This is a genomic window from Bacillus yapensis (assembly GCF_005280205.1).
In the GTDB taxonomy this organism is placed as follows: Bacteria; Bacillota; Bacilli; order Bacillales; family Cytobacillaceae; genus Robertmurraya; species Robertmurraya yapensis.
Map to the genome: position 1 here is coordinate 140,020 of NZ_SUND01000006.1, position 14,067 is coordinate 154,086.

Annotated in this window: 15 protein-coding genes; 10 read left to right on the plus strand and 5 right to left on the minus strand. The window is 37.4% G+C overall.

Annotated elements, in window-relative coordinates; translation table 11 throughout:
* Positions 1 to 256 precede the first annotated feature (256 nt).
* On the plus strand, positions 257 to 526 hold the full coding sequence (locus FAR12_RS09550; RefSeq protein WP_126408468.1) for a UPF0223 family protein: 270 nt from the start codon (positions 257 to 259) through the stop codon (positions 524 to 526).
* 130 nt (positions 527 to 656) lie between these two features.
* On the opposite strand, the gene FAR12_RS09555 is transcribed toward FAR12_RS09550, so the two are convergent.
* Complete coding sequence (locus FAR12_RS09555; protein WP_126408469.1) at positions 657 to 1,277, minus strand: YktB family protein; 621 nt, start codon at positions 1,275 to 1,277, stop codon at positions 657 to 659.
* Between the two features lie 168 nt (positions 1,278 to 1,445).
* Here FAR12_RS09555 and FAR12_RS09560 point away from each other — a divergent pair, with 168 nt between their 5' ends.
* Together FAR12_RS09560 and FAR12_RS09565 are read left to right on the plus strand one after the other, a co-directional pair.
* Positions 1,446 to 1,640, plus strand: coding sequence for a hypothetical protein (locus FAR12_RS09560; RefSeq protein WP_126408470.1), 195 nt, complete (start codon positions 1,446 to 1,448; stop codon positions 1,638 to 1,640).
* A gap of 199 nt (positions 1,641 to 1,839) precedes the next feature.
* Complete coding sequence (locus tag FAR12_RS09565) at positions 1,840 to 2,637, plus strand: inositol monophosphatase family protein (protein WP_126408471.1); 798 nt, start codon at positions 1,840 to 1,842, stop codon at positions 2,635 to 2,637.
* Positions 2,638 to 2,687: 50 nt separating this feature from the next.
* Here FAR12_RS09565 and FAR12_RS09570 read toward each other — a convergent pair whose 3' ends face one another.
* Positions 2,688 to 2,873 (minus strand): YlaF family protein, encoded by a 186-nt coding sequence (locus tag FAR12_RS09570; RefSeq protein ID WP_126408472.1) that lies wholly within the window; start codon positions 2,871 to 2,873, stop codon positions 2,688 to 2,690.
* Between the two features lie 154 nt (positions 2,874 to 3,027).
* On the opposite strand from FAR12_RS09570, the gene typA reads away from it, so the two are divergent.
* The 3 genes from typA to FAR12_RS09585 are packed head-to-tail and all read left to right on the plus strand — an operon-like array spanning position 3,028 to position 5,511.
* Entirely contained in the window at positions 3,028 to 4,866 is a 1,839-nt protein-coding gene (gene typA / locus FAR12_RS09575) for a translational GTPase TypA (protein ID WP_126408473.1), read from the plus strand.
* 24 nt (positions 4,867 to 4,890) lie between these two features.
* Positions 4,891 to 5,211: a YlaH-like family protein gene (locus tag FAR12_RS09580; RefSeq protein ID WP_126408474.1), complete on the plus strand. Its 321-nt coding sequence runs from the start codon at positions 4,891 to 4,893 to the stop codon at positions 5,209 to 5,211.
* A 12-nt stretch (positions 5,212 to 5,223) separates the two neighbouring features.
* Complete coding sequence (locus FAR12_RS09585; protein WP_126408475.1) at positions 5,224 to 5,511, plus strand: hypothetical protein; 288 nt, start codon at positions 5,224 to 5,226, stop codon at positions 5,509 to 5,511.
* 83 nt (positions 5,512 to 5,594) lie between these two features.
* Here the strand turns inward: FAR12_RS09585 and FAR12_RS09590 are convergent, their stop codons facing one another.
* Positions 5,595 to 5,795 carry a YlaI family protein gene (locus FAR12_RS09590; RefSeq protein ID WP_126408476.1) on the minus strand — a complete coding sequence of 67 codons (201 nt, stop codon included), beginning with the start codon at positions 5,793 to 5,795 and terminating at the stop codon, positions 5,595 to 5,597.
* A 164-nt stretch (positions 5,796 to 5,959) separates the two neighbouring features.
* Positions 5,960 to 6,562, minus strand: coding sequence for a YhcN/YlaJ family sporulation lipoprotein (locus FAR12_RS09595; protein WP_126408477.1), 603 nt, complete (start codon positions 6,560 to 6,562; stop codon positions 5,960 to 5,962).
* Between the two features lie 188 nt (positions 6,563 to 6,750).
* Here FAR12_RS09595 and FAR12_RS09600 point away from each other — a divergent pair, with 188 nt between their 5' ends.
* Entirely contained in the window at positions 6,751 to 8,079 is a 1,329-nt protein-coding gene (locus tag FAR12_RS09600) for a PhoH family protein (RefSeq protein ID WP_126408478.1), read from the plus strand.
* A 35-nt stretch (positions 8,080 to 8,114) separates the two neighbouring features.
* On the opposite strand, the gene FAR12_RS09605 is transcribed toward FAR12_RS09600, so the two are convergent.
* A complete protein-coding gene (locus FAR12_RS09605) occupies positions 8,115 to 8,612 on the minus strand; it encodes a peptidyl-prolyl cis-trans isomerase (RefSeq protein ID WP_126408479.1) in 498 nt (165 codons plus the stop codon).
* Positions 8,613 to 8,793: 181 nt separating this feature from the next.
* Here FAR12_RS09605 and FAR12_RS09610 point away from each other — a divergent pair, with 181 nt between their 5' ends.
* The 3 genes from FAR12_RS09610 to pyc all read left to right on the plus strand — a co-directional run bounded on the left by FAR12_RS09610 (position 8,794) and on the right by pyc (position 14,058).
* The gene (locus FAR12_RS09610; RefSeq protein WP_126408480.1) at positions 8,794 to 9,075 is read left to right on the plus strand and encodes an Fpa/YlaN family protein; all 282 of its coding nucleotides are present in this window, start codon (positions 8,794 to 8,796) and stop codon (positions 9,073 to 9,075) included.
* A 162-nt stretch (positions 9,076 to 9,237) separates the two neighbouring features.
* Positions 9,238 to 10,443, plus strand: coding sequence for an FtsW/RodA/SpoVE family cell cycle protein (locus tag FAR12_RS09615; protein WP_126408481.1), 1,206 nt, complete (start codon positions 9,238 to 9,240; stop codon positions 10,441 to 10,443).
* A gap of 141 nt (positions 10,444 to 10,584) precedes the next feature.
* Positions 10,585 to 14,058, plus strand: coding sequence for a pyruvate carboxylase (gene pyc / locus FAR12_RS09620; protein ID WP_126408482.1), 3,474 nt, complete (start codon positions 10,585 to 10,587; stop codon positions 14,056 to 14,058).
* Positions 14,059 to 14,067 lie beyond the last annotated feature (9 nt).

Below are 14,067 nucleotides of genomic sequence, written 5' to 3' on the forward strand. Positions count from 1 at the left end.
TTCTTCCACACCTCTTTACAAATTTTCAATTCTTTGATGTTTGTTCGTTTTAAAAAAGAAATAAAACAAATGAATTATAGCATTATTCATTTTCTCTGCATAGAAAAATATTTCTCCAATCTTAGTTTTCGATGATAAAAGGAAAATAACTCATGAAATCAAGGTTTGCTGGATTGAAAAATATGGATAAATGATTTGCAATTTAGAAGGCAGATCGGTACAATCACAATAGTTATCATATGAAGCAGGTGAAGAAATGGAATATCAATATCCGATTGATTATCATTGGTCGACTGAAGAAATCGTCGATGTTATAAAATTCTTTGAACACATTGAAGCAGCTTATGAAAAAGGGATTGCAAGAGATTCTTTAATGAATGCTTATCGACGCTTTAAAGAAATTGTCCCGAGCAAAGCAGAAGAAAAAAAGATCTGCGGTGAATTTGAGGAGATGAGTGGTTATTCCTCATATCGTACCATTCAGAAGGCAAAAGATGCTGAAAGTGGACAAAAGATTAAGATGTAAGTCGTAGTATAAGGAAAGGCTGTTCCGAAGACCTGTTTAAGGTCGTTTAGGAACAGCCTTCTTTTGTTAGTCAAACTTTTGCCATTTAAATAACCATGTTAAATGGGCATCGAACCTTTTTTATAAAAGTTTAAGCCAATTTATATAGGGGTAGTAATTCATTAAACACACTTTCAACCTTACTAATGAATTCCTCTCGTGACATAGCTACTGCCTTTTCTCTCGGAATTTGATAGCCACATAAAATTTCAGCTTTTTTCACAGTTTGTAGGCGCTCAAACATCGCTTTTAATTCTTCCTTAGATAACTCACTATGGAAAGATACATCAGGCTTCATGTGGTCACCAGACCAAACAAAGTCCTTGTTCGTTTCTTTATAAATCGTATTAACCTTTTTGGCTAACTTCTGTCCGAGTTCTTCCTTATTAGGTGCTTCATAAATAACAGCAAACCAAATAAATACATGTGTTTCCCATAAGCCAATTTGAAAATGTGGCAACATTTTATACCCACGAGGATTACTTGCAAAGGCTACCCAAGTATCCTTAGGGGGATTTACAGTTCTCCTTGCGTGCTTTGCTACATGAGCAAACATCTCTGTCCCAGTCATAGTTGCTAAAGTTGGGGCAAAATGTTGACCAAGAGCCTCTAATTTAGGTCTAATAGTAGACTTTAATGCATCCATTCGAGGTTCAAATCCATCTATTTTAAAAACATCGAAATCTTGATTAGTGAATCCTGAAAAAATCATGTTCTCCCTCCTTAATCTATGTCAAATATTGTAGCATATTGTGGATTGTTCGAGAAAGAAGAAGGCTCAAATCGTGAAAATTCGCCAGGATTAGGCAATAACACAAATTTGTTGCATAAAAAAAATACCCTCATAAGATATTAAAAGAGTTGAAAGGGGTGAAGTAGATTGAAACAGCTAATGAATTCTTTAACGAAGAAGGATCCTGAAAAGGAACGAAAAGCGATGTTAAGACTTGAAATGGATTATGAGCTTCTTACTCTTTTTGATGCGATGACAGACAATAATGAAACCCAAAAGATAAAAAGTAAAGCAAAGCTTGAAAAAATTAGAACGGAACTTTTAAAATTAAAAGCTCTATGAACCAAGGAGAACTGTAAATATGGATAATATGAGCGGTGATTTGGATAATACATCTTAAAACGAATTCCTAAGGAAGTTAAGTAGGGGTTCGTTTTTTATTTTTCGAGCATGGGAAAAGTAATATAAGTTGAACCGTACCCATAGATCCATTACCCTATTAATAAGTAGAAAATATTCAAAGATAGGAAGCTGATGAGCGGTGCAGGAAAATGAAATTTTAACCTATGCGAAAAGCTGGATTAAAGAGGCCGGAGAACAGATCAAGAAATCTTTTCAAACAACGTTGAATATTGAAACGAAATCAAATGCTAATGACCTTGTTACAAATATCGATAAAGAAACAGAACAGTTCTTTATTACAAAAATTAACGAGCAATTTCCAGAACATCGTATATTAGGTGAAGAAGGGAACGGAGATAACCTTGAAGATTTAGGGGGCGTTGTTTGGATTATTGACCCCATCGATGGAACGATGAATTTTGTGCACCAGCAAAGAAATTTTGCTATTTCGATTGGGATTTATGAAGACGGAGTAGGGAAAATCGGACTCATCTATGATGTCGTTCATGACGAGTTATATCATGCGGTTAAGGGAAAAGGTGCCTTTTTTAACGACCTTCCACTAAAAAAATTAAATGAAGTATCCGTTTCAGAGGCGATTATTGGTTTAAATGCCACTTGGGTTACGCCGAATCGGAGAATCGATCCATTAATCTTAGGAACGTTAGTAAGGGATGTTCGTGGAACAAGATCGTATGGCTCAGCTGCAATTGAAATTGCTCAAGTGGCTGCTGGTAGATTAGATGCTTACATTACGATGAGATTATCTCCATGGGATTTTGCTGCGGGTCTTATTTTAATTGAAGAGGTTGGAGGGGTTTCAACTACACTTAAAGGGGAACCAATACAGCTGTTGCAACAAAACTCTGTCTTTATTTCTAAGCCGGGCTTACATAAATCAATCGTGGAAAACTATTTAAAGGGTAAAGAATGGTAAAAAGGAAAACTGGGAGAATTCCCGGTTTTCCTTTTTACTTTTACAATAATTTATAGTTTCCCGCTTTCACGCATTTTCTTTTTCGTTTTAAAGCCAAAACCCATCACAAAAATAAAGGCGACTAATGTAAGTATAATTCCGATTGGGCTTCTGAAACTTATGGCAATGCCTGTCCCCATCAAGCATACAACAGCTGCTAATGCTAAAAATAAAAATGGCCACTTGATTTGATTCATGACAAATCCCCCTTATTTTCCGAAAAAAAGCTCTATTCATTTATATTTTACATAAAAAGCTATTAGGTTTCTACAACAAATGTGTTATAATATTTCAGTTAGACTGCAAAATATAAATAAAGTTTTAGATTGAATAAAGGTAGGAGTGGAATTTTTGAAACTAAGAGAAGATATTCGCAACATCGCGATCATTGCCCACGTTGACCACGGGAAAACAACTTTGGTTGACCAATTGTTAAAGCAATCTGGTACTTTCCGTACGAATGAGCATGTGGAAGAACGTGCAATGGATTCGAACGACATTGAAAGAGAACGTGGAATCACGATTTTAGCGAAAAATACAGCGATTCAATATAAAGATACAAGAATTAACATTCTCGATACACCAGGACATGCTGACTTTGGTGGAGAAGTTGAACGTATCATGAAAATGGTAGATGGAGTTCTACTAGTTGTAGATGCATATGAAGGTTGTATGCCGCAAACTCGTTTCGTTCTAAAGAAAGCTTTAGAGCAAAACTTAACGCCAATTGTAGTTGTAAACAAAATCGACCGTGACTTTGCTCGTCCAAAAGAAGTTATCGACGAAGTACTTGATTTGTTCATCGAATTAGATGCAAATGAAGACCAATTAGAGTTCCCGGTTGTTTACGCTTCAGCTATTAACGGTACTGCAAGTGCAGACCCTGAACAGCAAGACGAGAACATGCAGGTTTTATATGACACAATTGTTGAACACATTCCTGCGCCAGTGGACAATCGTGAAGAGCCACTTCAATTCCAAGTAGCATTGCTTGATTACAATGACTATGTGGGAAGAATTGGTATCGGACGTGTTTTCCGTGGTACAATGAAAGTAGGACAACAGGTTGCATTAATGAAGTTAGACGGTTCTGTAAAACAATTCCGTGTAACAAAAATCTTTGGTTTCTTCGGTCTAAAACGTGAAGAAATCCAAGAAGCTGTTGCTGGTGATCTGGTAGCTGTATCTGGAATGGAAGACATTAACGTTGGTGAAACGGTATGTCCAATCGAGGATCAAGAGGCATTACCAGTTTTAAGAATTGACGAACCAACTCTACAAATGACATTCCTAGTGAATAACAGTCCATTTGCTGGTCGCGAAGGTAAGTTCGTAACGGCAAGAAAAATTGAAGAGCGTCTACGTGCTCAATTACAAACAGATGTAAGCTTACGTGTTGAAAATACAGATTCTCCAGATGCATGGGTTGTTTCTGGACGTGGTGAGTTGCATTTATCAATCCTAATTGAAAATATGCGTCGTGAAGGTTATGAGCTACAGGTAAGTAAGCCTGAAGTAATTGTTAAAGTTATTGATGGAGTTCGTTGTGAGCCTGTAGAACGCGTGCAAATTGATGTACCTGAAGAAAATACAGGTGCAATCATGGAATCAATGGGTGCTCGTAAAGGTGAAATGCTTGATATGATCAATAATGGTTCAGGTCAAGTTCGACTAATCTTTATGGTTCCAGCTCGTGGATTAATTGGATATACAACTGAATTCTTAACGTTAACTCGTGGATTTGGTATCATTAACCATACATTTGATAGCTACCAACCAATGGCTCAAGGTCAAGTTGGCGGACGTCGTCAAGGTGTTCTAGTGTCTATGGAAACTGGAAAAGCATCGACTTATGGAATTATGCAGGTTGAAGATCGTGGAGTTATCTTCGTTGATGCAGGAACTGAAATTTACGAAGGTATGATTGTTGGAGAACATAACAGAGAAAATGATCTTACTGTTAATATCACTAAAGTGAAGCATGCAACGAATGTTCGTTCTGCTACAAAAGATCAAACAAATGTAATGAAGAAACCAAGAATCATGACTCTTGAAGAATCATTAGAGTATTTAAATGATGATGAGTATTGCGAAATTACACCAGAATCAATCCGTCTTCGTAAGAAGATCCTTGAAAAAGGTGAAAGAGAAAGAGTTACGAAGAAAAAGAAAGCTGTTGAAATGAACTAGTGCTTTAAAGGGGAGTATAGGAGAATGGATATTACTGAACGTCTGACGTTTTTCGCTGCGCTGTTTAAAGTGAATGAAAACCCAAAACTAGGCATGTGGTTACTCTATATTACGATTATTCTCCTATGTGTGGTCGTATATAAATTAGGATTTGCCAGAAAGCTACCGATGTTAAAAAATGTAGTCATTTATGCCTTTTTAGCATTAGGATGTACAATCCTGACATTCTTTGCGGTCTTTCTACCGATTGCCGAAGGGCTTGTAGTGGCTGCTTTAATCTTGATTATTTACAAAATCCGTTTACACCAAGAAAAGAAACAGCAAAGTCAAGGAAATGAAGTATAAAGGGGAAACTTTATGAATTCATTACAAGATGCGCTTTATAATTGGTTAACGATTAAAGTCGTTATCGATGAACGTCCCGATGACACGGCTGCAGTTGAGACTGAAAAAACGTTTTATGACATGTTGAAGGATGACCATTCCCTTACAAACATTGAAGTCACGAAGGATGACGAGATGTACTATGTTCACTTCGATCATGAGGGTGAAAGAAAAAAACAAAGATTTCCCCGGGAACTGATCGAAGTGATGCTTAATCAAATCAATCAGCAGCCGGAACGGTATCGTAATTACCCGATATAAATGGAAAAATCCGCTCACCTTTTTAGGGAGCGGATTTTTTGTTTTAGTTCGAATCGATAGGCGGGTGCATTCCGCTTTTCTAATTACCATTCATCGTCTTCGCTTTTTGAACGATAAAGCTTAAAATTTCCAGTTGCAATTCGTTGGTTTGTTTTCTCTGTAATGCGTTCTTCGCATGGTTTGCACATAAATGTATGGATAGGGCGGTTTCTAAGTCTCTTCGCCTGAAATGAATCATCTTCAATGGATTGAATTTGATCGCAAATGACACATTTTACTCTCATGATAACACCTCTTCATGAATAACTAGCTTGTTTTTTAGTATAACATTCAATTCGGATTTGTCCTAGCTTGAATTAGACCATTTACATATTTTTGAAAAAATAGAAGAAGCTTAACCATTTTAAGGCTAAGCTCCTTTTGTTATTAAATTAGAATTGTGGACTAACTAATCCATATGATGATTGGACTGGTCATTTTGTTCCTTTTCAATTTGCTTCGTTTCAGAGTTGTTGAGCTTTTCTTTCTGTTCATCTACTTGGTTCTTCTTCGCATCAGGATCGATAATATCAGCGGGCACCTCAGGCATCAATCGACCAGAAATATCTGCAAGCTCATTAATAATTCCTTGGATGGGCTCGCCATTACGAATATCATCTCCTATTTCACGAATACGAGCTGTCATATCTGGGTCTGCCACGACTACAGCACGCGCACCGTGAGGGTCGTGTTTGAGACTTTCAGCTACAGAATATTTAATGGCGCCGACTTCAGAACGCTCAATGTTTTCTTTTACATCAATGCCTACAATGGCATATCTTCCTAGAACGACAGCAGTAGCATCATTGACATTCGGAATGCTGGTCGCTAAATCAACAAGATGTTCTGATATTTCTTGTCCAGTTTGACGGCCGACATTTTGAATCGTTGTATTTTTGACGTTTAAAGGTTTATTATCCTGGTTATTGTTTCCTTCGTGGGCGTTGTTATTATTCGCTCCACACCCAGCAATAAGTGCTAATAGTAAAATGAAAATGATCCCTTTCTTCATATGGTAAATACACCTCCAAAAGTTACTGATCGAAATCGTAATCCGGGGAAAATCTGATATGATTCATTATGTTTATTGTGTAAAACTTCTTCTATCTTTATTCGAAAAAACATATATTTTACAAAAGCTCTACCTTTCCATTGGGATAAACCTACAAACAAAGACCTAAGAGGAGCAGGAGGCAATGGATGACAAAAATATATGTGTTAGATACGAATGTCTTGTTACAGGACCCATACTCCATCTTTTCATTTGAAGACAATGAAGTAGTGATTCCTGCAGTAGTACTCGAAGAAGTCGACTCCAAAAAGCGTAATATGGATGAGATCGGCAGAAACGCGAGACAAGTATCCAGACTCATTGATGGCTTAAGACAAAACGGGAAACTGCATGAGAAAATTCCTCTTGAAAATGGCGGTGCTTTACGAATTGAATTGAATCATCGTTCGTTCCACCAATTACAGGATATTTTTGTGGAAAAGACAAATGATAATCGCATTCTGGCCGTTGCTAAAAACTTATCCCTCGAAGAAGAAACGAAGTTGGAGGGAAGAAGGGTCATTTTAGTTAGTAAGGATACATTAGTTAGAGTAAAGGCAGACGCGATTGGTCTTTATTCTGAGGACTTTTTAAGTGATCGGGTAGTTGAAAATGATCATATTTATACAGGAGTGCTTGAGCAATTTGTTGATATTACGTTACTGAATACTTTTTATGAAAAAAAGGAGATTCCAGCTTCTGAATTTCCTAATATGACACTTTACCCAAATCAATTCTTAATCATGAAGGATACATTGGGCTCTTCGTCTTCTGCAATTGGAATGGTTGACCAAACGGGAAAAATAATTCGAAAGCTTGTATTCGACCATGATCATATATGGGGCATACGCTCTCGAAATGTACACCAAACCATGGCGATTGAGTTGCTACTTAGAAAGGATATTTCGCTAGTTACGTTAATTGGTAAAGCTGGAACAGGAAAAACGTTATTGGCATTAGCCTCAGGGCTTATGCAAACAGAGGATTATGGAGATTATAAGAAATTACTAGTTGCAAGGCCGATTGTACCAGTAGGGAAAGATATTGGTTTCTTACCTGGGGAAAAGCAGGAGAAACTTCGACCGTGGATGCAGCCTATATATGATAACTTAGAGTATTTGTTTAACGTAAAAAAGCCTGGTGAGTTAGACGCAATTCTAGCTGGGATGGGATCAATCGAAGTGGAAGCCTTAACTTATATTCGAGGAAGAAGTATACCTGACCAATTCATTATCATTGATGAGGCGCAAAATCTGACAAAGCATGAAGTAAAAACAATTTTGACACGGGTAGGGGAGAGAAGCAAAATTGTCTTAATGGGTGACCCAGAACAAATCGATCATCCATATTTAGATGCCTATAACAACGGCCTTACATACGTTGTGGAAAAGTTTAAGAATGAAACGATTTCTGGTCATGTAAAGTTATTTAAAGGTGAACGTTCGGGTCTTGCGCAGCTCGCAGCAGATTTATTGTAGGAAACAAAAAAACTTCCATCACAAGGTGGAAGTTTTTATTCTATTCGAAATTCTTTCACGTGTTTAATTGGATTATTAAAATTCGAGCCATCTCGATAATAGCAATGGACTGGACCATCTTCTCTCAGTGGTTTTCCATCTTTAGAGAATCCTAAAACCATTTCCTCAGCAATTTCTAATGGAAGTTTTACTTCACCATCATTTGAGACAATAATCAGATAGCGAGCATCTTCGTGGACTTCAGCATTTTTTAAGAACGGTTTAAAAGGAATACAGAATGTGCCAGTTATTAATTCTTCTTTTATAAATTTCTTTTCGGTCTTCAAGGTTGGTGGAACGATGGCCCCCTCAATAATTTCGCGGTCCCAATGCTTGGAAACTTCCTTTGTATATTCTTCTAGAGTATCTATTTCTTCTTTTTCGTCATGAAAAAATGAATGCAACTCTTGCTTTCTGTCATCAAAAATCCATACACTAGGATCTAATGTTATGCTATATTTTACTTTGCCAGATATAAGTATGATTGATTCCATGGTAGCCTCCTATTTATCTTTAGATTAAGTATAACGATAATATTGCAAATTGTCATATCTTCAGACTTTTTAAGATTTTTTGGGAAAATAGAAGCGATAGACCCTATTGTTCTTGCATTTTTCATCTTTTACAGTTAAAATTTATAGATAGGATAATCGCTCGGAAACGGGGGGATCAAGGTTGGCGTCTGAAATGATAGTAGATCATCAAGAAAAAGCCAATGCCTTGTTAAAGGCTGACGCTGATAAAATATTGAAGCTTATTAAGGTGCAGATGGATAACTTAACAATGCCACAATGTCCTTTGTATGAAGAGGTTTTGGACACGCAAATGTTTGGGTTATCTCGTGAGATAGATTTTGCTGTTCGCCTCGGATTAATTGAGGATAAAGAGGGAAAAGCTATTTTGGCTGAATTGGAAAGAGAACTTTCTGCTCTGCATGAAGCATCACAAAAAAAATAATAAATAAAAAACTCAAACGTCAATGAAAGATCGTTTGAGTTTTTTTACATAAGGCTGTTTTCATCGAGTCTATTTTACGGTTCTATCAAGATCGGTCCTTTCAAAAATTAGGGACTCTCCTTGTAGTAGAAAAATTGATAATACGGATAAGGAAGATAAAGTATGTTAAAAAAAATCCTTAAATCATACGATTACTCACTCATAATAGTAGTTGTCCTACTGGCAATATTTGGACTAGTCATGGTATACAGCGCGAGCATGGTGACGGCAATTCAAAGATATGGTTTCGAGAGTGATCATTTTTTTGTAAGGCAAAAGATTTTTTTGCTCGCTGGAGCATTGGTATTTATATTTTTTGCACTAGTCCCATACAAGCTCTATCTAAATAATAAGGTACTAGGAACGATTGTGTTATTATCATTAATTTCACTGCTAGGGATATTTAAGTTTGGTACGGTTGCTGGAAATGCACAGAGTTGGTATGAATTTGGACCGCTTCGCTTGCAGCCTTCTGAATTCGTAAAAGTAGCTGTCATTGTTTATTTATCAGCTGTATATGCAAAAAAACAACCATACATAAATCAGTTTAACCAAGGGGTATTACCACCTCTAGCTTTTATCGTGATGGTCTGTGCTTTAGTTGCCTTGCAACCAGATTTCGGGACTACGGCAATTATTGTCATGATTGCAGGCATGATTATTGTTTCATCGGGAATGAATTTCAAAACCATTATTAAATTAGCTCTTTTAGGACTGATACTATTTAGCCCATTTGTCTTTATTTTAAAAGATGAAATTTTTTCAATGGAGCGTTTAGAAAGATTTTCTGTTCTTACGAATCCATTTGCAGATGGTGTTGCAGAGGATGGAGGCTATCACCTTATCAACTCTTACTATGCGATTGGAAGTGGAGGCATTAATGGTTTAGGACTTGGACAAAGTGTACAAAAACTAGGGTATTTGCCTGAACCACACACTGACTTCATTATGGCCATTATTGCAGAGGAACTGGGTGTGTTTGGTGTCGCGTTTGTTATTCTTTCTTTAGGATTCATTGTCTTAAAAGGAATCTTTATTGGCTTAAAAGGGAAGGATCCTTTTGGTAGTTTACTAGCTATTGGTATATCCGGCATGATTGGAATCCAGACGTTCATCAATCTTGCAGGTATTTCGGGTATTTTTCCTTTGATGGGTATCCCACTACCGTTCGTTAGTTATGGAGGTTCTTCGTTATTGCAATTGTCTATCGCGATGGGGATTCTTGTAAATGTCTCGATGTTTGTGAACTATGAGAAAAAGTACAAATCAAATGAAAAAGAGGGACTGAAGGTTGTTACAAATAAAACTAGAAATAGTTTTAGAGCCTGAAAACTCTTTATTCTCTGAAAAATTATTGTAAAATAAAATAACAAAAATTATTTATTTTTCGCATTGTTCAAATTATCAATTTTTTCAATGCGATTTTATGCTATGATACTTTAAATCGCTAAATTTAAGAATGCTACAGGTATGGAAAATATCAGAGAAGACGAGGTGTGTCCATTGACAAGAAAGATTCAAAAGGTCTTAGTTGCGAATAGGGGAGAGATCGCCATTCGTGTATTCCGAGCGTGTACAGAATTAAACATTCGTACAGTAGCAATATATTCAAAAGAGGATTCCGGTTCATTTCATCGCTATAAGGCGGACGAGGCTTATTTAATTGGAGAAGGAAAAAAACCTATTGATGCCTATTTAGATATTGATGGAATCATTGAAATCGCAAAAGCCTCCGATGTGGATGCAATTCACCCTGGATATGGATTTTTATCAGAAAATATTCATTTTGCAGAGCGGTGTGAAAAAGAAGGTATTGTCTTTATTGGACCAAAATCCAAGCATCTTGATATGTTCGGGGACAAGGTAAAAGCTAGAACGCAAGCTCAAATCGCTAACATTCCTGTGATTCCAGGTAGTGATGGACCGGTTGAGAATGTAAAAGATGTAATCGAATTTGGAAAACAATACGGATTCCCAATTATCATTAAAGCTTCCCTCGGTGGTGGCGGCCGTGGTATGAGAATTGTCAAAAGCTTAGAAGAGGTTGAGCAAGCTTATGACCGTGCTAAGTCAGAGGCAAAAGCGGCCTTTGGGAATGACGAAGTATATGTAGAACGTTTTATCGAAAATCCGAAACATATTGAAGTGCAAATCATTGGTGATGAACATGGCAATATTGTTCACCTTTTTGAGCGAGATTGTTCTGTTCAACGTAGACATCAAAAAGTAGTAGAGGTTGCTCCTTGTGTTTCGATTTCAGAAGACCTTCGCGGAAGAATTTGTGACGCTGCTGTCAGCCTCATGAAAAATGTTGATTACTTAAATGCTGGTACGGTCGAGTTTCTAGTTGCTAATGATGAATTTTATTTTATCGAAGTGAATCCACGTGTTCAGGTAGAGCACACCATTACAGAAATGATTACAGGTATTGATATTGTCCAGTCGCAAATTTTAGTGGCAGAAGGACATTCTCTTCACTCTGAAGTCGTGGCTATACCGAAACAAGAGGATATTAAGATTCATGGATATGCCATTCAATCGCGTGTAACAACGGAAGATCCGTTAAATAACTTTATGCCGGATACTGGAAGAATTAATGCTTATCGTTCTGGTGGAGGTTTTGGTGTTCGCTTAGATGCTGGTAATGGCTTTGCTGGAGCTGTTATTACGCCTTACTACGATTCTTTACTCGTTAAACTTTCTACTCATGCCTTAACTTTCGAGCACGCAGCTTCGAAAATGATAAGAAACCTACAGGAATTTAGGATTCGTGGGATTAAAACAAATATTCCTTTCTTAGTAAATGTAGTGAAGCACAAGAAGTTTGTTTCAGGAGAGTATAATACTTCGTTTATCGATAAAACACCTGAACTGTTCTTGTTCCCGGTAAGCAAAGACCGTGGTACAAAAATGTTAACTTATATTGCCAATGTAACAGTGAATGGTTTTCCTGGTATCGAAAAGAAAAAGCGTCCCGTTTTTGAAACACCTAGGAAACCAAAGTTAAAGGCAGGTACACCTTATCAAAATGGAACAAAGCAAATTTTAGACGAAAAAGGTGCAGACGGGTTAGTTGAATGGATCAAGCAGCAAGAAAAGGTTCTACTCACAGATACAACATTCCGTGATGCTCACCAGTCGCTTCTAGCTACACGTGTTCGAACCAAGGATCTTCAGCATATCGCTGAACCTACAGCAAAGCTTCTTCCAGAGATGTTTAGCTTTGAGATGTGGGGTGGAGCAACATTTGATGTGGCTTATCGATTCTTAAAAGAAGATCCATGGGAAAGACTCCTTACCCTTCGTAAATTAATGCCAAATGTATTGCTACAAATGTTATTACGTTCAGCTAATGCGGTAGGTTACAAAAACTATCCAGATAATGTGATACATGAGTTTGTTCAAAAATCAGCTGATGCAGGTATTGATGTATTCCGAATCTTTGATAGCTTAAACTGGGTTAAAGGGATGGAAGTAGCAATTGATGCTGTAAGACAAACGGGGAAGATTGCAGAAGCAGCGATTTGTTATACGGGGGATATTTTAGACTCTTCAAAAACAAAGTATGATCTAAATTATTATAAAAATTTGGCGAGAGAATTAGAGCAACAAGGGGCACATATTTTAGCAATAAAAGATATGGCTGGATTACTAAAACCGCAATCTGCCTATGCATTAATCTCGGAGCTTAAGGAAACAGTTAATATTCCAATCCATTTACATACCCATGATACGAGTGGAAATGGAATCTATACGTATGCAAAAGCAATTGAAGCTGGAGTAGATATTGTTGATGTAGCTTTAAGTACAATGGCAGGTCTGACTTCACAGCCAAGTGCAAATTCATTATATTACGCTCTTGAAGGAACAAATCGTAAGCCTGACGTAAGCATTGGTGCATTAGAACAGCTTTCTCATTACTGGGAAGATGTTCGAAAATATTATCAGGATTTTGAAAGTGGTATGATAGCACCGCATACGGAAGTATACCAGCATGAAATGCCAGGTGGACAATACAGCAATCTCCAGCAACAAGCAAAAGCGGTAGGGCTCGGGGATAAATGGGACCAGGTAAAAGAAATGTATGCTCGTGTAAACCAGATGTTTGGTGATATTGTCAAAGTAACTCCATCTTCTAAAGTAGTAGGGGACATGGCCTTGTATATGGTCCAAAATGAATTAACGGAAGAGGATGTCTTGAGTCGTGGAGCCTCACTAGATTTCCCAGATTCTGTTGTGGAATTGTTTGAGGGCTATTTAGGACAGCCAGCTGGTGGATTCCCGAAAGAACTTCAAAAAATCATTTTAAAAGGAAAAGAACCAATAACAGTTCGACCTGGAGAACTGCTTGAGCCGGTCAACTTCCAGGCGATTAGTGACGAGCTTTATAAAGAGCTCGGAAGACCAATAACAAGCTTTGACACGATTGCATATGCCTTATATCCGAAAGTGTTCAAAGAATACACTGCGACGGTTGAAAAATTTGGCGATGTCTCTGTCTTAGATACACCAACCTTCTTATATGGTTTAAGATTGGGTGAAGAGATTGAGATTGAGATCGAGACAGGAAAAACGCTTATCGTGAAATTGGTTTCAGTCGGGCAACCTCAGTTAGATGGCACTCGAGTTGTCTATTTTGAACTGAACGGTCAACCGCGTGAGGTCGTTGTGAAGGATGAAAGTATTAAGGCAACTGTTGCTGCGAAAGTGAAGGCTAATCCAAAAAATGAAGAACAAATTGGTGCGTCAATGCCAGGAACAGTTATTAAAGTGCTTGTGGAAAAAGGAGAAAAGGTCGCACAAGGTGACCATCTCATGATTACGGAAGCAATGAAAATGGAAACAACTGTACAGGCGCCTTTTTCAGGAATTGTTAAGGATATTTACGTTACTAACGGAGAAGCCATACAGACTGGAGATTTATTAATCGAGGTTTCAAGATAGAAAAAAGGT